This is a genomic window from Brucella sp. HL-2 (genome assembly GCF_025846885.2).
In the GTDB taxonomy this organism is placed as follows: Bacteria; Pseudomonadota; Alphaproteobacteria; order Rhizobiales; family Rhizobiaceae; genus Brucella; species Brucella quorumnocens.
Map to the genome: position 1 here is coordinate 162,894 of NZ_JAOYTK010000001.1, position 17,246 is coordinate 180,139.

Below are 17,246 nucleotides of genomic sequence, written 5' to 3' on the forward strand. Positions count from 1 at the left end.
CATGTAAAAGTTGGCGCAAAATAAAAAACCCCCTCGATGAAGTCGAGGGGATTTTTGTGTTTCAGGATTATGGGACCCGAGCGTGGCTTTCTGGTCACTTTCTGCTTTTAGAGAATGAAACGCGACAGGTCCGTATTCTTGGCAAGATCGCCAACGGTTTTGCGGACATAATCGCCATCCACCTTGAAAGCAGAGCCGGATTTATCGGGTGCATTATAGGAAATGTCGTCCAGAACCCGTTCCATCACCGTCTGCAAGCGACGTGCACCGATATTCTCGACCGTCGAATTCAGATCGACGGCAATATCGGCCAAAGCGTCAATCGCGTCATCGGTAATATCAAGCTTCACTTCTTCCGTCGCCATCAGGGCAATATATTGCTTGATCAGGCTGACTTCGGTTTCGGTGAGAATTCGGCGGAAATCTTCACGCGTCAGAGCGTTCAATTCCACACGGATCGGCAAACGACCCTGAAGTTCCGGCAGAAGGTCTGAAGGCTTGGAAACGTGGAAAGCGCCCGATGCAATAAACAGGATATGATCGGTTTTCACCGGACCATATTTTGTTGCAACGGTCGTACCTTCAACGAGCGGCAGCAGATCGCGCTGCACGCCTTCGCGTGATACACCTGCCCCCATTCCGCCTTCGCGCGAAGCGATTTTGTCGATCTCGTCGAGGAAAACGATACCGTCATTTTCGGTCGAACGCAGAGCTTCCTGAATAAGCTGATCCTGATCGAGCAGCTTGTCGGATTCGTCATTGATCAGGATTGCATAGGATTCCTTGACCGTGGTTTTGCGCGTCTTGGTGCGTCCGCCCATGGCCTTGCCGAAAATATCGCCGATATTGATCATGCCAATATTGGCGCCCGGCATACCTGGGATTTCGAAATTCTGACCAGCACCCGTATCGGCAACTTCGATCTCGATTTCCTTGTCGTCCAGCTCGCCTTCACGCAGTTTCTTGCGGAAGCTGTCACGCGTGGCGGGGCTGGCCGTCTTGCCGACAAGACCGTCGAGCACACGCTCTTCGGCATTGATATGCGCCTTGGCCTTCACTTCCTCGCGCTTCTTTTCACGCACGAGGCCAATCGCAGCTTCCACCAGATCACGGATGATCTGTTCGACATCGCGACCGACATAGCCGACCTCGGTGAACTTGGTGGCTTCAACCTTGATGAAAGGGGCACCGGCAAGCTTGGCCAGACGACGGGAGATTTCCGTCTTACCAACGCCAGTCGGTCCGATCATCAGGATGTTCTTTGGCATGACCTCTTCGCGCATCTGGCCTTCCAGCTGCTGGCGACGCCAGCGATTGCGAAGTGCAATAGCCACGGCGCGCTTGGCGTCGTTCTGGCCGATGATGAAGCGGTCAAGCTCGGAGACGATTTCACGGGGAGAAAAATTACTCATGATTATAACCCGGTTTGCCACTGCTTGATGAACTCGAACGGATGCAGCAGCATGATCACGTTGAGCGTAAGGTTGTCGCGGATGATAATCAGCGCAAGAACTTCGAAGAACAGCGCTAAAGCGACGGTGATTTTTGTTGGCAGCTTTGCAGCAAGCAAAAAGCCGATCAGGGCAGCGATGGTATCGGAAACCGAATTCACAATGCTATCGCCGAAATAGTCCACCGAGGACGTATTGGCGCGATAGCGCTCGATAATGAAATTCGAGTTTTCGACCAGTTCCCAGACGGCTTCAACGCCGACTGCCATGGCAAGCCTCAAGCCAAGCGGGGCTTTGGGTGCGATGACGCTCAGAAGCCAATAGAACAGAAAACCGTGAATGATGTGCGAGAGCGTATACCAGTCGGCTATATGCTGCGAGTTCTCAGACATCAGCGAACCGGACCATAATTTTATGGTGCCGCATTCGCACATGGGTATCCGCCCATCGAGATAAAGCCAGGAGGCCTGTATCGCGAGAATGGCAAGGACGATCAGAGCACCTAAGCCCCAACGTTGTGTTTTAGAAGTTGAGGCTTGCGCTATTGAGCTCATTCGGCGTCGAGGCTTTCAACAAGAATGCTATGATTGGTATAGATGCAGATATCGGCTGCAATCTCCATCGCCTTGCGAGCGATTTCCTCGGCATCCTTGTCTGTGTCGATCAGTGCACGCGCTGCGGCCAGTGCGTAATTACCGCCCGAGCCGATGGCCATGACGCCATGTTCTGGTTCAAGCACGTCGCCTGTCCCGGTCAGCGCCAGCGTAACCTTGCTGTCAGCAACCAGCATCATCGCTTCGAGGCGGCGTAAATAACGGTCGGTGCGCCAGTCCTTGGCGAGTTCGACGGAGGCGCGCATCAGCTGGTCAGGATATTGTTCGAGCTTGGCTTCAAGACGCTCAAGCAGTGTGAAGGCATCAGCTGTGGCACCGGCGAAGCCGGCAATGACGTTGCCTTTGCCGATGCGGCGCACTTTGCGCGCATTGCCCTTCATTACGGTGTTGCCGAGCGAGACCTGCCCGTCACCAGCAATAACAACCTTGCCGCCCTTGCGAACGGTGACAATGGTCGTGCCGTAAATTGTCGTGGGATTGTGTTCGATCATGGATCACTCCTTTGGCGACCTGTACGTTTCCATCTGGCAAACGCATAAGCCCCTGATATGGGCCCCGATATGGGGGAAGCCTCGGTTCGTCGGCTCAAGAGCTAACTGAATCGGGTTTCGTTGTGAATATTTAAGAAGCGTCTGGCAAAATGCAAATGGGTTCACGCGCATTCCAAAAAGTGGGAATCGGTTTTTGGATTAAATGCGCGTGAGGAAAAAGCGCATTCCAAAAAGCGTGAAGCGGTTTTTGGATCAAATGCGCAGTGAGAAAAGTCAGAATATTGGTGCATGCGCTAAAAGCATTGGCAAAAGCGGCCAGCTGTTCTAGAACGCGAAAAGATTTCAACAGAGGAAATGCTATGACGGCTGAAAGCGCCCGCAAAGCAAGTATCGAACGTTCAACGAAAGAAACGAGCATTGCCGTTTCGGTCGATCTGGACGGCAACGGCAAGTTCGACATTACAACAGGTGTCGGCTTCTTCGATCATATGCTGGAGCAGCTTTCCCGACATTCGCTCATCGACATGCGCGTGATGGCCAAGGGCGATCTTCATATCGATGACCACCATACGGTGGAAGATACCGGCATTGCGCTGGGTCAGGCTGTGGCGAAAGCGCTTGGTGAGCGTCGCGGTATCGTGCGTTATGCGTCGATGGATCTCGCCATGGACGACACGCTGACGGGTGCGGCGGTCGATGTTTCGGGCCGGGCCTTTCTGGTCTGGAACGTGAATTTCACGACGGCCAAGATCGGCACCTTCGATACTGAGCTGGTGCGCGAGTTCTTCCAGGCTTTTGCGATGAATGCAGGCATTACGCTGCATATCAACAATCACTATGGTGCCAACAATCACCATATTGCAGAATCAATCTTCAAGGCCGTGGCCCGGGTTCTGCGCACAGCGCTCGAAACCGACCCGCGCCAGAAGGATGCAATTCCCTCGACCAAGGGGTCGCTGAAGGGATAAGTCTTTCCCGAAAGGACGTGTCATGGCGCAATTCGTCGTTCTTGAACCAGCCGGATCTCAACGTTCCGAAAAAGCGGTTTTCGTGCGTGACGGATTCTACACCTTGGCACTTGTCCTGCCGGTTCTGTGGCTTTTGTTGCAGCGGCTCTGGTTTGAAGCCATTGCCGCTCTCGGTGTGACGATCCTGCTTGGATATGCTGGCTCCATGCTCGGCATCTCCAATGCGGTTCCCCTGATCACTTTGTTGTTTTCGCTGTTTGTGGCGCTGGAAGGCGTCAACTGGAAGATCGCAAAGCTTAAGCGTCAGGGTTTTATCGAGAAAGCCGTCATCGACGCGGCTGACCTGGAAGAAGCGGAAATTCGCTACTTCTATGGCATCGAAAAAGCTATCCAGCCTGCAACAGTCCCTGCGGAAGCGCCTGCACCCGAATGGGCCGGGCAGGCCCCTCGTCCCACTTATTCCTCTTTTGGCTCGACGATCGGATTTGTCGGTCATCGCGGAGAAAACTGAAAATGCGTGTTGCAATTATCGACTATGGTTCCGGCAATCTTCGCTCGGCCACCAAGGCCTTTGAGCGTGCCGCCCATGAGAGCGGTGTGAATGCTGAAATCGAACTGACCGCTGATGCTGATCGGGTGGCAACAGCTGATCGCATCGTGCTTCCGGGCGTCGGTGCCTATGCCGATTGCCGCCGCGGCCTTCATGCTGTTCCCGGCATGGTGGAGGCGCTGGAAGATGTGGTTCTCAAAAAAGCGCATCCATTCCTTGGCATCTGCGTGGGCATGCAGTTGATGTCCGAGCGCGGGCTTGAAAAGCAAGTGACTGAGGGGCTTGGCTGGATTGAGGGTGACGTGCGCGAAATGGTTCCGTCTGACCCATCGCTCAAGATTCCGCAGATCGGCTGGAACAGGATTCACGTGAAACATTCACACCCGGTCTTTGCCGGTATCGAGACCGGCGAGAACGGCTTGCATGCCTATTTCGTGCATTCCTATATGTTCGACGCCAAGAACAAAGCCGAAGTGCTTGCCGTCACCGATTACGGTGGCGATGTCACGGCAACCGTCGGTCGCGACAACATGATCGGCACGCAGTTCCATCCTGAAAAGAGCCAGCTGCTTGGCCTTTCGCTCATTGCCAATTTCCTGAAATGGAAGCCTTGAAGACATGATCCTTTTTCCCGCCATCGATTTGAAAGACGGTCAATGCGTGCGCCTGAAGCTTGGCGACATGGATCAGGCGACCGTTTACAATGAAGACCCCGCAGCACAGGCCAAAGCTTTTGAGGATCAGGGCTTTGAATGGCTGCATGTGGTCGATCTCAACGGTGCTTTTGTTGGCGAAAGTGTCAACGGCAAGGCTGTTGAAGCCATTCTCAAAGCCACAAAGAATCCGGTCCAGCTCGGCGGCGGTATTCGCACGCTCGCCCATATTGAAAGCTGGCTTTCCAAGGGTCTGCGCCGCGTGATCCTCGGTACTGTTGCCGTGCGTGATCCGGCGTTGGTGATCGAAGCTTGCAAGGAATTTCCGGGACAGGTTGCTGTCGGCATCGATGCTAAGGGCGGCTATGTCGCTGTTGAAGGCTGGGCCGAAGCGTCTGAGCTTGGCGTGGTCGAACTCGCTAAAAAGTTTGAAGGCGCGGGCGTTGCAGCCATCATCTATACCGATATCGACCGCGACGGCGTTCTGGCTGGCATCAACTGGGATTCGACCCTCAGCCTCGCGGATAGCGTTTCCATTCCGGTGATCGCATCGGGCGGCCTTGCCTCCATGGATGACATCAAGCGCCTCGCCGCTCTTGACGCGCGTAAGCTCGAAGGTGCGATTTCCGGTCGTGCACTTTATGATGGTCGTATCGATCCGGCCGAAGCACTGGCTCTCCTGAGGACTCCCGCATGACCTTGAAAGCACGCGTAATTCCTTGTTTGGACGTTAAAGACGGCCGCGTTGTTAAGGGCGTTAACTTTGTCGATCTGATCGATGCCGGTGATCCGGTTGAAGCAGCGCGTGCCTATGATGCGGCAGGCGCAGACGAATTGTGCTTCCTCGACATCACGGCGTCTTCGGACAATCGCGAGACAATTTTTGACGTCATTGCCCGTACAGCGGAACAGTGCTTCATGCCGCTCACCGTTGGCGGTGGCGTGCGTCAGGTCGCTGACATTCGCAAGCTGTTGCTTGCCGGTGCCGATAAGGTTTCGATCAACACGGCTGCAGTGAAGAACCCGGAATTTGTTGCGGAAGCCGCCGACAAGTTTGGCAATCAGTGCATCGTTGTTGCGATTGACGCGAAGAAGGTTTCAGGGGAAGGCGAAAGCGACCGCTGGGAAATCTTTACCCATGGCGGTCGCCAGACAACCGGCATTGATGCAGTGGAATTCGCGCAGAAAGTCGTGGGCCTTGGCGCTGGTGAAATCCTGCTGACTTCGATGGATCGTGATGGCACCAAGGCTGGCTACGACGTGGCTTTAACCCGTGCTGTTGCCGACAGCGTGCGCGTTCCGGTGATCGCTTCGGGCGGCGTTGGCAATCTCGATCACATGGTTGCAGGCATCCGTGATGGTCATGCAACGGCAGTTCTCGCAGCGTCGATCTTCCACTTTGGCACCTATACGATTGGCGAAGCCAAGCGCTATATGGCCGAAGCTGGCATTCCGATGCGGCTCGACCCGGTCCGTTGAAAACAAGATTTAAGGAAATCCGATGACTGAGTTCACACTTTCCGATCTTGAGCGCATCGTTGCGGAACGTGCGAGTTCGACGGATGGATCGTCCTATACTGCAAGTCTTGTTGCCAAGGGACAAACGCGGGCGGCAAAAAAGCTCGGTGAAGAAGCCGTAGAAACGGTCATTGCAGCGGTTAATGGCGACCGCTCGGAAGTGGTCACCGAAAGCGCTGATCTTCTTTATCATCTGCTGGTGGTTCTCAAGATTGCTGACGTGCCGCTTGATGAGGTTCTTCAAGAGTTGCAACGCCGTACGGCACAGACAGGCCTTGAGGAAAAGGCCGGTCGTCCGAAGGTGTAAAGCATGTCTCCACAAAGTGGGAACCGGTTTTTTGGATAAAGACATGCGTGAGAATAAGTGATCAGAGCATTTTCTCTGCATTAAAATGGAAATGCTCTGAATGCATATTAAACAGGATATACGTGAATTGGCGTTGAGGGAGAGCAGCGACAATATGTGGGAAAAAGTGGACCAGCTGACGCCGTCACGCTATTCGCCGTACCGTTTCTTTTCGGCAGAGGAATGGGCGGGCTTTCGTGCTGATACCCCCCTCACCCTCACCTATGAAGAAGTGAAGCGGCTGCGCTCGCTGGGCGATCCGATTGATCTTGACGAAGTGCGGCGCATTTATCTGTCGCTGTCCCGCCTGCTCTATGCACATGTGGAAGCCAGCCAGCTTTTGTTCCGCCAGCGCCAGCAGTTCCTCAATATGGAGGAGAGCTTCAAGACACCCTTCATCATCGGCATTGCAGGCTCTGTGGCTGTGGGGAAATCCACGACTGCCCGTATTCTGAAAGAGCTCTTGGCACGCTGGCCTTCAAGTCCGAAGGTTGATCTGGTGACGACGGACGGTTTCCTCTACCCCAATGCGGTTCTGCGCTCCGAGAATATGATGGAGCGCAAGGGCTTTCCTGAAAGCTATGACGTGGGTGCAGTCTTGCGCTTTTTGTCGGCGATCAAGGCAGGTATGAGCCAGGTGCAGGCGCCACTTTATTCGCATTTGAGCTATGATGTGCTTCCGGGCGAATATCAGCTTGTCGACAAGCCCGACATCCTGATTTTCGAAGGCATCAATGTGCTGCAGGTGCGCGATCTGCCTGAAGACGGCAAGATGGTGCCTTTCGTCTCCGATTTCTTCGATTTCTCGATCTATATCGATGCGGAGCCAGAGCTGATCCACAAATGGTATATTGATCGCTTCATGCGTCTGCGTGAGACGGCCTTCGTCAATCCGCAGTCCTTCTTCCATCGCTATTCGCAACTTTCGGAAGATGCGGCACGCTCCATCGGCGAAGGCCTATGGAACAACATCAATATGAGAAACCTGCTTGAAAACATTCTGCCCACGCGTCCGCGCGCCGATCTCATTCTACGCAAAGGCAGCGACCATCTGATCGAAGAAGTGGCGCTGCGTAAGATTTAGATTTCAAGGACCCTGAATGCCGCAAGTGCTGGAAATGTATCAGGTGGATGCGTTCACCAACCGCGTCTTTGCCGGAAATCCTGCCGCAGTTCTGATCCTGAAAGACTGGCTGAGCGATGCGACCATGCAGGCAATCGCTGCGGAAAATAATCTGGCGGAAACTGCTTTTGCATGCCCTGCAGAGGACGGCTGGAAGCTCAGATGGTTTACGCCGACACTTGAGGTCGATTTCTGCGGCCATGCGACTTTAGCAACGGCGCATGTTCTGGCTTGGCACCACAAGATTGATGGTGAACTGCATTTTCACACCCGCATAGGCAAGATCAGTGTTTCGCGCGCGGGCGACGATTATGTGCTTGATGTCCCGTCCATTGCTCCGGACCGGCTTGCCGAACTGCCCGCGTTCATAGCGCCTCTGTTTGAGAATGAGAGCGGAGCCACGTTCTTCAGGAACTTCGAAAATATCTATGTGCAGCTTGAGGATGAGGCTGCGGTCAGGGCTTTCGTTCCCGATCATATCCAGATTGAAAAACTTGGATCAGTCGGCCTGGTGATCACCGCGCGAGGTTCGTCGCACGACTTTGTTTCGCGTTATTTTGCGGCGGGATCGGGTATCCCGGAAGACCCGGTTACAGGATCTATCCATGCGACGCTTGTTCCCTATTGGGCTCAAAAGATCGGGAAAAACAAAATGTCCGCTTATCAGGCTTCAGCCCGTGGCGGACATTTGGGATGTGAGCTGAAAGGTGGCCGTGTCTTGCTCACCGGTAAAGCCGTCACATTCATGAAAGCCGAGATTTATATCCCGTAAAGAATAAGGGCGCCGATTAGTTCGGCGCCCTGATCGCTTTTGGGTCGTTTTTACAATCAAGCAAGCGGCGGAATGCGCAGCACCTGACCCGGATAGATTTTGTCCGGATGGGTTAGCATTGGCTTGTTGGCTTCAAAGATAATGTCATTCTTTGCGCCCTTGCCTTTGCCATACTGGGCTTCAGCGATTTTCCAGAGATTGTCGCCCTTCTTCACCGTATAGAAGACTGGCTCGGCACCGGTTGTTCCAGCGCCTTCCACTTTTAGTTCCGAGGCTTCCACTTTGGAAACACCCAGCGAATTGCCGACTGCGATAATCGCCTTTTCAAAAGCAGATTGATCCTTCACGTTGCCGGTCAGAACAGCCTTGTCGCCCTGAACGCTCACCTGAACGCCATCGGTGCCGAGATTATGCGAGTCGAGTTCCTTCTTGAGATCATCGGCTTTGGGCTCATTTTCACCGAAACCAAGCTTGGTTCCAACCGACTTCACGAAATCGAAAATTCCCATGGGGCAAGTCTCCCTGTTGTTGCTAACTTATTGATGCATGCAATCAAATATCAGAACCAGAGATGAGCCAGCGCTTCTTGCGGCCAATCAATGGGGTACAAAGTACAGCCCCTTTCAAATTGGTCAAGGCAGGAATTTCCGGAAATTGCTCAATAGGTACGGACACTTAATTAGCAAAACCGTCGGAAAAGACACGTCTTACCGTCCAAGATTGGTACGGGCGAGTTCAACGATTTCATCGCCACGGCCACTGATGATGGCTTTGAGCATATAAAGGCTGAAACCCTTGGCCTGCTCGGCCTTGATCTTTGGTGGCATGACAAGCTCCTGCTTGGCCGTCACCACATCAACCAGAACCGGGCCGTCATGGGCAAAGGCTTGCTTCAAAGCATTTGGCAGATCAGCGGATTCCTCCACCCTGAAACCTTTGATGCCTATGGCTTCGGCCATTGCTGCAAAATTCGGGTTTTCAAGGTCGGTTCCAGAGGTCAGATAGCCGCCAGCCTTCATTTCCATCGCCACGAAGCCAAGCGAGCCGTTGTTATAAACAATGATTTTTGCGGGCAGATTAAGCTGCTTGAGCGAAAGGAAATCGCCCATCATCATCGTGAAGCCGCCATCGCCTGACAGCGAAACCACCTGTCGTTCCGGCGCTGCAGCCTTCGCCCCAAGCGCCTGAAGCATGGCATTGGCCATTGAGCCATGATTGAACGAACCAAGCAGGCGGCGCCTGCCATTCATGGTGAGGTAGCGTGCTGCCCAGACGGTTGGCGTCCCGACATCGGCGGTGAAAATCGCATTCTCGTCGGCAATCTCATCGATGAGACGCGTGAGATATTGCGGGTGGATTGGCTGGCCGGGCTTTGATGGCGCTGCCAGATCATCAAGTGCCTCGCGCGCCTTGGTATAATGGGTCTTGGCTGCATCAAGAAATTTCGTGTTGCGACCCGATTTAAGCTTGGGCAGGAGCGCTGTGATCGTTTCAGAAACGTCGCCCGTCGCGCCAAAAGTCAGCGGTGCACGGCGACCAAGCTGCGAAGGATCATTGTCGATCTGAACGATCTTGGCCTTGTCGGGATAGAAGTTTCGATAAGGGAAACTGGTGCCGAGCATTAACAGCGTGTCGCAGTTGAGCATGGCGTGGTAGCCGGATGAAAAGCCGATCAGACCTGTCATGCCGACGTCGAACGGATTGTCCCATTCGACATGTTCTTTGCCGCGAAGCGCATGAACAACGGGCGCCTCAAGCCGTTCGGCCAATGAGACCAACGCATCATGTGCGCCTGCGCAGCCACTGCCTGCAAGAATGGTAATTTTCTCTGAGCCATTGAGAATGTCTGCGAGTTTCGCCATGTCCTCATCGGCTGGGATGACGCGTGGAAGCGAGATCGGTGTCCAGCTTTGCTTGGAACCTTCGGGGGCTTGTTTGAGCGCTACATCGCCCGGAATAACAATCACCGCTACGCCGCGCTTGCCGATGGCTGCACGCATGGCGCGGTTCAGCACTTCGGGCATTTGCGCAGGATTGGAAACCAGCTCGACAAAATGGCTGCATTCGCGGAACAGTTCCTGCGGATGCGTTTCCTGAAAATAATCGAGGCCAATTTCCGATGAAGGAATATGCGCTGCAATGGCCAGCACCGGCTCATGATTGCGATGGCAATCAAACAGCCCATTGATCAGGTGAAGATTGCCGGGACCGCAACTTCCGGCACAAACAGCCAGTTCGCCGGTGATGGCCGCTTCGGCCCCTGCCGCAAAGGCCGCAGTTTCCTCATGCCGGACATGCATCCAGTCGATCTTGCCAAGTCTTCTGAGGCTGTCATTCAGTCCGTTGAGGCTGTCGCCCGTAACGCCCCAGATACGCTTAACACCCGCTTCGGCCAAGGTTTGAGCCAGAAGATCCGCAACAGTCATACCCATGGTTATTTCACCCTTTTGAGCGCATCCCGAAAGTGGGAACCGTTTTTCGGGCTCAGATGCGCGTAGAATAAAAAGATACTCTTGTATTTCTGAAGGATAACTTAGGGCGCTGGGCAGATGTGGGAAGCTGTCAAACGGCATCATTCGATGCCGTTTGAAATGGGACAGCTATTTTGTGCAGTCGCCAATAAAGCGCGCGAGATAGGCATCAAATTCCGCAGGCGCTTCGCGGAATGGTGCATGTCCTGCATTGTTGATAACGTGGGTTTTGCCGTCCCACAGATTGCCGAACTTCACTTTCGACACGAAGTCGAGTTCCACAAATGGCTCGTCACGTCCATTGACGACAGCGATGGGAAGTTTTGCTTCCGCTACGATGTCGCGCTGATTGCCACCGGTTCCATTGCCAAATTTTTCAAACATGATGCGGCGTGCGCGTCCGTCGGTGCGTGCAACAATGTCGAGAAGCGAAGTTTCAAACGGTTCGCCGCAAGTGCTGCGAGCGTAGGATTCCACATCGCGTTCCGAAAAGATTTCCTGTCCGGCGAGTGCCATATCAGGACCGCTCTTGAACCCCTGCCCTACTTCTTCGCGCGCCACGGGTGGCGTTCCGGTAATCATAAGGCCACGCATCGCCGGATAGCGCGCAATCATCTCGATACCGATATGGCCGCCGAGCGACCAGCCGAAAACAACCGCGTCGGCAATTCCGAGCTTTTGCATCACTTCGGTCATTGCGTCCGCATAGCCTTCCATCGAATAGCTGCGGTCGGGGTCTATGGCGTCGGAGGACTTTCCATGGCCCGGAAGATCGGGTGCGATCACGCGCCACTTCTTGCCGATTTCACCTTCGAGCTGCGGCGCAAAAATGGCACCCGAACTCGAATTGCCGTGGATCATCAGAAGAGGTGCGCCCTCGCCTTCGCTTTCGCGTACTGCAATGCGGCCATGGCTGGTTTCAAGCTCGTGATAATTGATCGTCATGTCGTCTGTTCCCAAATGCTCTATCTGTTCGTTTTTAAGTGCATCTTTTTCCGATCGAAGTGGAACCAGAAATCAGTCGGGCAGACTGATTTCCCCGCGTAGGCGGTTCACACTTTTCGGGATGCGCTCTAATCATAAGAAACCTTACCGCGGCCCTTCTTGATATCCGAGCGACCGGACTTGGCCTTGAGGCGGCGTTCGACCGAGCCTTTGGTCGGCTTTGTCTTCCGGCGTGGTGGCGGCGGCGGTTCAGCCGCTTTGGCGATCAGTGCAATCATCCGCTCGCGCGCATCTTCGCGATTGCGTTCCTGTGTGCGGAAACGATTGGCCTCGATCAGGATATCCCCATCCTTGGTGCCTTTTTGACCGGCTAGCTTGAAAAGTCGGGAAAGCACATCTTCCGGTAGGCCTGAGCGCGCCGCATGAAAACGCAGCTGTACAGCGGTGGAAACCTTGTTGACGTTCTGACCGCCGGGACCGGATGAGCGAATAAAACTCTCCTCCAGATCATCCTCGTGGATGGTCAGGCGGTTGGTGATGCGGATGATGTTGCGGCTTTCTTCCATGATGCGAAGTGATACACCGCTTTTTATCCATTAGACAAAAGAAAAACCCGGCCTTTCGGCCGGGCTTCCCCTCCTCCTCAGGATACTAAAAGCATGTCTCCAAAAAGTGGGAACCGGTTTTTGGATAAAGACATGCGTAAAAGCGAGTTATTCCGCAGCGATCTGGGTTGCCGGGGCGGCATCCTTCACATCGTGATCGACATGGCTTTCGAATTTCTCGAAATTGTTTACGAACATATCGACAAGCTTTTTGGCCTGTGCGTCGTAAGCAGCCTTGTCGGCCCAGGTCGAGCGCGGATCGAGAATGGACGCATCCACGCCAGGCACTTCAACCGGAACGGCAAAGCCGAAATTCGGATCGGTGCGGAATTCCGCATTGTTGAGCGAGCCGTCGAGAGCTGCTGACAAAAGCGCACGTGTTGCCTTGATCGGCATACGCTTGCCAGTGCCATAAGCGCCGCCTGTCCAGCCGGTATTGACCAGCCAGCAATCGACCTTGTGTTCAGCGATCAGCTTGCGCAGAAGATTGCCGTATTCCGATGGATGGCGTGGCATGAATGGCGCGCCAAAGCAGGTCGAAAACGTTGCTTCCGGTTCCGTCACGCCTTTTTCGGTGCCTGCAACCTTCGCGGTGTAGCCAGACAGGAAGTGATACATGGCCTGTGCCGGCGTCAGTTTGGCAATCGGAGGCATTACGCCGAAAGCGTCGGCGGTTAGCATGATGATGTTTTTCGGCTGGCCACCCTTGCCCGAGGCAGATGCATTCGGAATAAAATCGAGCGGATAGGCGCAGCGGGTGTTTTCCGTGAGCGAGCCATCGTCGAAATCCGGCTGGCGGTTTTCATCCAGCACGACATTTTCCAGAACGGTGCCAAAACGTTGCGTGGTCGCAAAGATTTCGGGTTCGGCTTCTGCCGAAAGGCGGATGGTCTTGGCATAGCAGCCACCTTCAAAATTGAAGATGCCATCTTCGCCCCAGCCATGCTCGTCGTCACCGATCAGTGTGCGGCTCGGATCTGCAGAAAGCGTGGTCTTGCCGGTGCCGGAAAGACCGAAGAATACAGCCGTATCGCCGTTCGGGCCTTCATTGGCCGAGCAATGCATTGGCATGACGCCCTTGGCAGGCAGCAGATAGTTGAGCGCGGTGAAGACCGACTTCTTCATTTCACCGGCATAGGATGTCCCGCCGATCAACACGATCTTGCGGGTAAGATCGACCGCGATCACCGTTTCGGTGCGTACACCATAACTTGCAGGATCAGCCTTGAAGGAAGGCAGATCGATAATCGTCATTTCAGGTATATAAGACGCAAGGGCTGCTTCTTCCGGGCGGATCAGCAGGTTGCGGATGAACAGCGAGTGCCATGCATATTCGGTGACAATGCGCGCATTGATCTTGTTATCTTCGTCAGCGCCGCCGATCAGATCCTGTACGAAAAGCTCCTTGCCCTTCGCGTGCTCGATGAAATCGGCATAAAGCAGCTCGAAAGCCTCCGGCGTCATGGGCTTGTTGTTGTCCCACCAGACCTGATCTTCGGTGTTTGCATCACGAACGACGAACTTGTCTTTTGGCGAACGGCCCGTGTGCTGGCCCGTTTTAGCTACAAGGGCTCCTTGCGCGGAAAGCTCTGCTTCGCCACGGCGAATAGTCTCTTCATAAAGCCGGGCCGGTCCAAAATTATAAAAGACTGCGGACAGTTCCTTCAATCCTGAAGTGGCAATGGAAGCGGCAGTATTGTGAATGCCGATCTCTTTCATGGTCTCTCCGCCATCTGGTTCAAAAATGCGTTGGCCCGATTTCATTTTAATCCGGGATGGCAGTCAGAAACAGATTAATTAAATCAAATCAAATATTTAATCGATTTAAAAAAATTGAAACTTTTTTAAATCGTTTAATCTTTACGTTATCGCGTGTATTTCCAGTCTGGAACAATTCTCGATTGCGTTAAGCGGCAAAAACGTTTCGCTTTGGGGCATTGATGGCAAGTTGAGCTGTTGCCACATTTTGTACCTAATTTGTACTGCACAAGCGGGACGACTATTATAGTATTGATTTGTCAGGACGCTGGACCACCATTCCAGTGAGATGACAAAGAGGGTTTAAAGTCGAGACGCCAGAAGGCGTTCGGTAATTTCTGCCGCTGATGTGATCGGGGCGGTTAAAAAAGGAGAAGGTCCGCATGAAGGAAGCTTCGGCAACGCAGACAATTGCGCTGGTCGACGATGACCGTAACATTCTGACCTCCGTTTCCATTGCTCTGGAGTCGGAAGGCTATCGCGTGGAGACCTATACCGATGGGGCTTCCGCATTGGATGGCCTGATGGCGCGCCCACCGAACCTCGCGATCTTCGATATCAAGATGCCGCGCATGGATGGTATGGAACTCTTGCGCCGTTTGCGCCAGAAGTCCGATCTCCCGGTGATCTTCCTGACTTCCAAGGATGATGAGATCGACGAATTGTTCGGCCTCAAAATGGGTGCCGACGATTTTATTACCAAGCCTTTCTCGCAACGCCTTCTGGTCGAGCGAGTGAAGGCAGTTCTGCGCCGCGTCGCAGCGCGCGACGGCACTGCAAAGCCGACAGGTCAGCAGGCAAAGTCGCTGGAACGCGGTCAGCTGGTCATGGATCAGGAGCGCCACACCTGTACCTGGAAGGGTGAACCGGTAACGCTGACCGTGACGGAGTTCCTCATCTTGCATTCGCTGGCACAGCGCCCCGGTGTTGTGAAAAGCCGTGACGCGCTGATGGATGCGGCCTATGATGAGCAGGTCTACGTGGATGATCGAACTATCGACAGCCACATCAAGCGTCTGCGCAAGAAGTTCAAGTCGGTCGATGACGACTTTGAGATGATCGAAACGCTCTATGGCGTCGGTTATCGCTTCCGTGAAGCGTAATATATAGGTATCAGAGCGCCGGGTTTTTTTGAAACCCGGCGCTCATTAAGAAAGTAAGAATGAAGCGACATGGTCGCCGAAACCCGGAAAGACAGTGCCGTTACCATGAGAGAACGTAGGGCGCGGCGGCAACGTTCGCTCTTCCTGCGTCGTCTTTTTGCGCCTTTCAGCCGGTTTCTCGGTCAGTTTCTGTTCTCGAGCCTGACGCGCCGCATACTGTTTCTCAATCTTGCCGCCCTTGCTGTGCTGGTTTCTGGCATCCTCTATATGAACCAGTTCCGTGAGGGGCTGATTGACGCCAAGATCGAAAGCCTGCTCACACAAGGCAAGATTATCGCGGCTGCTATTTCGTCATCAGCCACGGTCGATACCAACTCGCTGATGATCGATCCGGAAAAGCTTTTGGAGCTTCAAGCCGGGCAGAGCATCACGCCATCGCCTGATTCGCCCGATAATTGGGAGTTCCCGATTAATCCGGAAAAAGTATCGCCGCTCTTGCGTCAGTTGATTTCACCAACCAGTACGCGTGCCCGCATTTACGATCATTACGCAAACCTGCTGCTCGATTCCCGCTCGCTTTACGCACCGGCTTTTGCTTCCGGTGGTCCGGTATACCGCTATGATCTGCCAGCCATCGAAGAAGATACGCCAAGTGCCTGGGAGCGTTTCACCGGCTGGTTCTCCCGTCTTTTCTATGGTGGCGGTCTGCCGCTTTATCAGGAGCAACCCGGCGGCAATGGTCTCGCCTATCAGGAAATCGTTCGCGCACTGACGGGCTCGCCACAAACGGCACAGCGCCGTAACCAGCAAGGTGAACTGGTGGTGTCGGTTGCGGTGCCAATCCAGCAATCGCGCGCCATTTTGGGTGTCCTTCTGCTTTCGACCGAAGGTGACGACATCGATAAAATCGTTCAAGGCGAGCGCATGGCCGTTTTCCGTGTGTTCGGTGTTGTTGCTGCCGTCATGGTGATCTTGTCGCTGTTTCTAGCGTCCACCATTGCAAGCCCGCTCAGAAAGCTGGCTGCTGCTGCCGACCGTGTGCGTCTTGGTGTAAAAAGCCGCGAGGAAATCCCGGATTTCTCAGAACGCCAGGACGAGGTTGGCCATTTGTCGACCTCTATTCGTGCGATGACCGATGCGCTTTATACCCGTATTGAAGCGATTGAGAGCTTTGCGGCCGACGTGAGCCACGAGCTGAAAAATCCCCTCACCTCGCTTCGAAGCGCGGTCGAAACTCTGCCACTTGCCAAAAATGATGATTCGCGCAAACGCTTGCTCGACGTCATTCAGCACGATGTCCGCCGCCTCGACCGCCTGATTACCGATATTTCGGATGCTTCACGTCTGGATGCGGAACTGGCGCGCGAACATTCTGATCGCGTTGATATGAAGACGCTGTTGAACAGTCTGGTGGCTGCCGCGCGCGAAGTGCGCCGCAACAAAATCGGCACCGAGATCGTATTTAATACCGGCAAACTGCCGTCCGGCAAAAAAGGCTTCTTTGTTGCTGGTCATGATTTGCGTCTGGGACAGGTCATCAGCAATCTTATCGAAAACGCGCGTTCCTTCGTTCCCGAAGATACAGGGCGTATCGTTGTCACTCTGAACGGCGAAGGTGGTCGTTTGCGGGTGCTGGTCGAAGATAACGGGCCTGGTATTCCGATCGAAAATATCGAGCGTATCTTTGAGCGCTTCTATACTGATCGCCCGGCTTCTGAGGCTTTTGGCCAGAATTCTGGTCTTGGCCTTTCGATCAGCCGTCAGATTATCGAGGCACATGGCGGAACGCTGACCGCGGAAAACATCATCGACCCAGCCGATCCTGATCATATGAAAGGCGCGCGCTTTATCGTCGATCTTCCGGCCAGCGCGTGATCC

General features: G+C 54.0%; 18 protein-coding genes. 10 read left to right on the forward strand and 8 right to left on the reverse strand.

The genetic code is table 11. The features are described 5' to 3' along the window. Positions 1-107: 107 nt before the first annotated feature. The 3 genes from hslU to hslV are packed head-to-tail and all read right to left on the reverse strand — an operon-like array spanning position 108 to position 2,556. Positions 108-1,412, reverse strand: a complete 1,305-nt coding sequence (gene hslU, locus OIV19_RS00805; RefSeq protein ID WP_095447700.1) for an ATP-dependent protease ATPase subunit HslU — start codon at positions 1,410-1,412, stop codon at positions 108-110. A 2-nt stretch (positions 1,413-1,414) separates the two neighbouring features. Continuing rightward, complete coding sequence (locus OIV19_RS00810) at positions 1,415-2,005, reverse strand: DUF2585 domain-containing protein (protein ID WP_264230424.1); 591 nt, start codon at positions 2,003-2,005, stop codon at positions 1,415-1,417. Further along, complete coding sequence (hslV, locus tag OIV19_RS00815; RefSeq protein ID WP_095447702.1) at positions 2,002-2,556, reverse strand: ATP-dependent protease subunit HslV; 555 nt, start codon at positions 2,554-2,556, stop codon at positions 2,002-2,004. Before hslV ends, OIV19_RS00810 begins: the two co-directional genes overlap by 4 nt. 359 nt (positions 2,557-2,915) lie before the next feature. Here hslV and hisB point away from each other — a divergent pair, with 359 nt between their 5' ends. The 8 genes from hisB (at position 2,916) to OIV19_RS00855 (ending at position 8,486) form a co-directional block, all read left to right on the forward strand. Further along, positions 2,916-3,524 carry an imidazoleglycerol-phosphate dehydratase HisB gene (hisB, locus tag OIV19_RS00820; RefSeq protein WP_007872453.1) on the forward strand — a complete coding sequence of 203 codons (609 nt, stop codon included), beginning with the start codon at positions 2,916-2,918 and terminating at the stop codon, positions 3,522-3,524. 22 nt (positions 3,525-3,546) lie between these two features. Next, positions 3,547-4,035 (forward strand): DUF2628 domain-containing protein, encoded by a 489-nt coding sequence (locus tag OIV19_RS00825; protein ID WP_264230425.1) that lies wholly within the window; start codon positions 3,547-3,549, stop codon positions 4,033-4,035. Between the two features lie 2 nt (positions 4,036-4,037). Then, on the forward strand, positions 4,038-4,688 hold the full coding sequence (gene hisH / locus OIV19_RS00830) for an imidazole glycerol phosphate synthase subunit HisH (RefSeq protein ID WP_095447704.1): 651 nt from the start codon (positions 4,038-4,040) through the stop codon (positions 4,686-4,688). Positions 4,689-4,692: 4 nt separating this feature from the next. Then, on the forward strand, positions 4,693-5,424 hold the full coding sequence (gene hisA / locus OIV19_RS00835) for a 1-(5-phosphoribosyl)-5-[(5-phosphoribosylamino)methylideneamino]imidazole-4-carboxamide isomerase (RefSeq protein ID WP_095447705.1): 732 nt from the start codon (positions 4,693-4,695) through the stop codon (positions 5,422-5,424). Continuing rightward, on the forward strand, positions 5,421-6,206 hold the full coding sequence (gene hisF, locus OIV19_RS00840; RefSeq protein ID WP_095447706.1) for an imidazole glycerol phosphate synthase subunit HisF: 786 nt from the start codon (positions 5,421-5,423) through the stop codon (positions 6,204-6,206). The genes hisA and hisF overlap by 4 nt, the downstream gene beginning before the upstream one ends. Positions 6,207-6,228: 22 nt before the next feature. Next, on the forward strand, positions 6,229-6,552 hold the full coding sequence (locus OIV19_RS00845; RefSeq protein WP_095447707.1) for a phosphoribosyl-ATP diphosphatase: 324 nt from the start codon (positions 6,229-6,231) through the stop codon (positions 6,550-6,552). A 154-nt stretch (positions 6,553-6,706) separates the two neighbouring features. Continuing rightward, the gene (coaA, locus tag OIV19_RS00850; RefSeq protein ID WP_095447708.1) at positions 6,707-7,675 is read left to right on the forward strand and encodes a type I pantothenate kinase; all 969 of its coding nucleotides are present in this window, start codon (positions 6,707-6,709) and stop codon (positions 7,673-7,675) included. Positions 7,676-7,691: 16 nt separating this feature from the next. Beyond that, positions 7,692-8,486, forward strand: coding sequence for a PhzF family phenazine biosynthesis protein (locus tag OIV19_RS00855; RefSeq protein WP_095447709.1), 795 nt, complete (start codon positions 7,692-7,694; stop codon positions 8,484-8,486). 56 nt (positions 8,487-8,542) lie between these two features. Here OIV19_RS00855 and lysM read toward each other — a convergent pair whose 3' ends face one another. The 5 genes from lysM to OIV19_RS00880 all read right to left on the reverse strand — a co-directional run bounded on the left by lysM (position 8,543) and on the right by OIV19_RS00880 (position 14,226). Further along, entirely contained in the window at positions 8,543-8,995 is a 453-nt protein-coding gene (gene lysM, locus OIV19_RS00860) for a peptidoglycan-binding protein LysM (protein WP_095447710.1), read from the reverse strand. Positions 8,996-9,193: 198 nt separating this feature from the next. After that, positions 9,194-10,918 carry a ubiquinone-dependent pyruvate dehydrogenase gene (poxB, locus tag OIV19_RS00865; protein ID WP_264230426.1) on the reverse strand — a complete coding sequence of 575 codons (1,725 nt, stop codon included), beginning with the start codon at positions 10,916-10,918 and terminating at the stop codon, positions 9,194-9,196. 168 nt (positions 10,919-11,086) lie between these two features. Continuing rightward, entirely contained in the window at positions 11,087-11,902 is an 816-nt protein-coding gene (locus OIV19_RS00870; protein ID WP_264230427.1) for an alpha/beta fold hydrolase, read from the reverse strand. Between the two features lie 128 nt (positions 11,903-12,030). Beyond that, on the reverse strand, positions 12,031-12,468 hold the full coding sequence (gene arfB, locus OIV19_RS00875; RefSeq protein ID WP_095447713.1) for an alternative ribosome rescue aminoacyl-tRNA hydrolase ArfB: 438 nt from the start codon (positions 12,466-12,468) through the stop codon (positions 12,031-12,033). A gap of 147 nt (positions 12,469-12,615) precedes the next feature. Then, positions 12,616-14,226: a phosphoenolpyruvate carboxykinase gene (locus OIV19_RS00880; RefSeq protein ID WP_264230428.1), complete on the reverse strand. Its 1,611-nt coding sequence runs from the start codon at positions 14,224-14,226 to the stop codon at positions 12,616-12,618. 422 nt (positions 14,227-14,648) lie between these two features. Here OIV19_RS00880 and OIV19_RS00885 point away from each other — a divergent pair, with 422 nt between their 5' ends. Both OIV19_RS00885 and OIV19_RS00890 read left to right on the forward strand, forming a co-directional pair. Then, entirely contained in the window at positions 14,649-15,368 is a 720-nt protein-coding gene (locus OIV19_RS00885; protein ID WP_024898427.1) for a response regulator transcription factor, read from the forward strand. 69 nt (positions 15,369-15,437) lie between these two features. Further along, a complete protein-coding gene (locus OIV19_RS00890) occupies positions 15,438-17,243 on the forward strand; it encodes a sensor histidine kinase (RefSeq protein WP_095447714.1) in 1,806 nt (601 codons plus the stop codon). The last annotated feature ends 3 nt before the right edge of the window (positions 17,244-17,246 follow it).

Bases quoted from the DNA above. Each gene is read 5' to 3' on its own strand.
- hslU (WP_095447700.1), bottom strand. From the start codon at position 1,412: ATGAGTAATTTTTCTCCCCGTGAAATCGTCTCCGAGCTTGACCGCTTC.
- OIV19_RS00810 (WP_264230424.1), bottom strand. From the start codon at position 2,005: ATGAGCTCAATAGCGCAAGCCTCAACTTCTAAAACACAACGTTGGGGC.
- hslV (WP_095447702.1), bottom strand. From the start codon at position 2,556: ATGATCGAACACAATCCCACGACAATTTACGGCACGACCATTGTCACC.
- hisB (WP_007872453.1), top strand. From the start codon at position 2,916: ATGACGGCTGAAAGCGCCCGCAAAGCAAGTATCGAACGTTCAACGAAA.
- OIV19_RS00825 (WP_264230425.1), top strand. From the start codon at position 3,547: ATGGCGCAATTCGTCGTTCTTGAACCAGCCGGATCTCAACGTTCCGAA.
- hisH (WP_095447704.1), top strand. From the start codon at position 4,038: ATGCGTGTTGCAATTATCGACTATGGTTCCGGCAATCTTCGCTCGGCC.
- hisA (WP_095447705.1), top strand. From the start codon at position 4,693: ATGATCCTTTTTCCCGCCATCGATTTGAAAGACGGTCAATGCGTGCGC.
- hisF (WP_095447706.1), top strand. From the start codon at position 5,421: ATGACCTTGAAAGCACGCGTAATTCCTTGTTTGGACGTTAAAGACGGC.
- OIV19_RS00845 (WP_095447707.1), top strand. From the start codon at position 6,229: ATGACTGAGTTCACACTTTCCGATCTTGAGCGCATCGTTGCGGAACGT.
- coaA (WP_095447708.1), top strand. From the start codon at position 6,707: ATGTGGGAAAAAGTGGACCAGCTGACGCCGTCACGCTATTCGCCGTAC.
- OIV19_RS00855 (WP_095447709.1), top strand. From the start codon at position 7,692: ATGCCGCAAGTGCTGGAAATGTATCAGGTGGATGCGTTCACCAACCGC.
- lysM (WP_095447710.1), bottom strand. From the start codon at position 8,995: ATGGGAATTTTCGATTTCGTGAAGTCGGTTGGAACCAAGCTTGGTTTC.
- poxB (WP_264230426.1), bottom strand. From the start codon at position 10,918: ATGGGTATGACTGTTGCGGATCTTCTGGCTCAAACCTTGGCCGAAGCG.
- OIV19_RS00870 (WP_264230427.1), bottom strand. From the start codon at position 11,902: ATGACGATCAATTATCACGAGCTTGAAACCAGCCATGGCCGCATTGCA.
- arfB (WP_095447713.1), bottom strand. From the start codon at position 12,468: ATGGAAGAAAGCCGCAACATCATCCGCATCACCAACCGCCTGACCATC.
- OIV19_RS00880 (WP_264230428.1), bottom strand. From the start codon at position 14,226: ATGAAAGAGATCGGCATTCACAATACTGCCGCTTCCATTGCCACTTCA.
- OIV19_RS00885 (WP_024898427.1), top strand. From the start codon at position 14,649: ATGAAGGAAGCTTCGGCAACGCAGACAATTGCGCTGGTCGACGATGAC.
- OIV19_RS00890 (WP_095447714.1), top strand. From the start codon at position 15,438: ATGGTCGCCGAAACCCGGAAAGACAGTGCCGTTACCATGAGAGAACGT.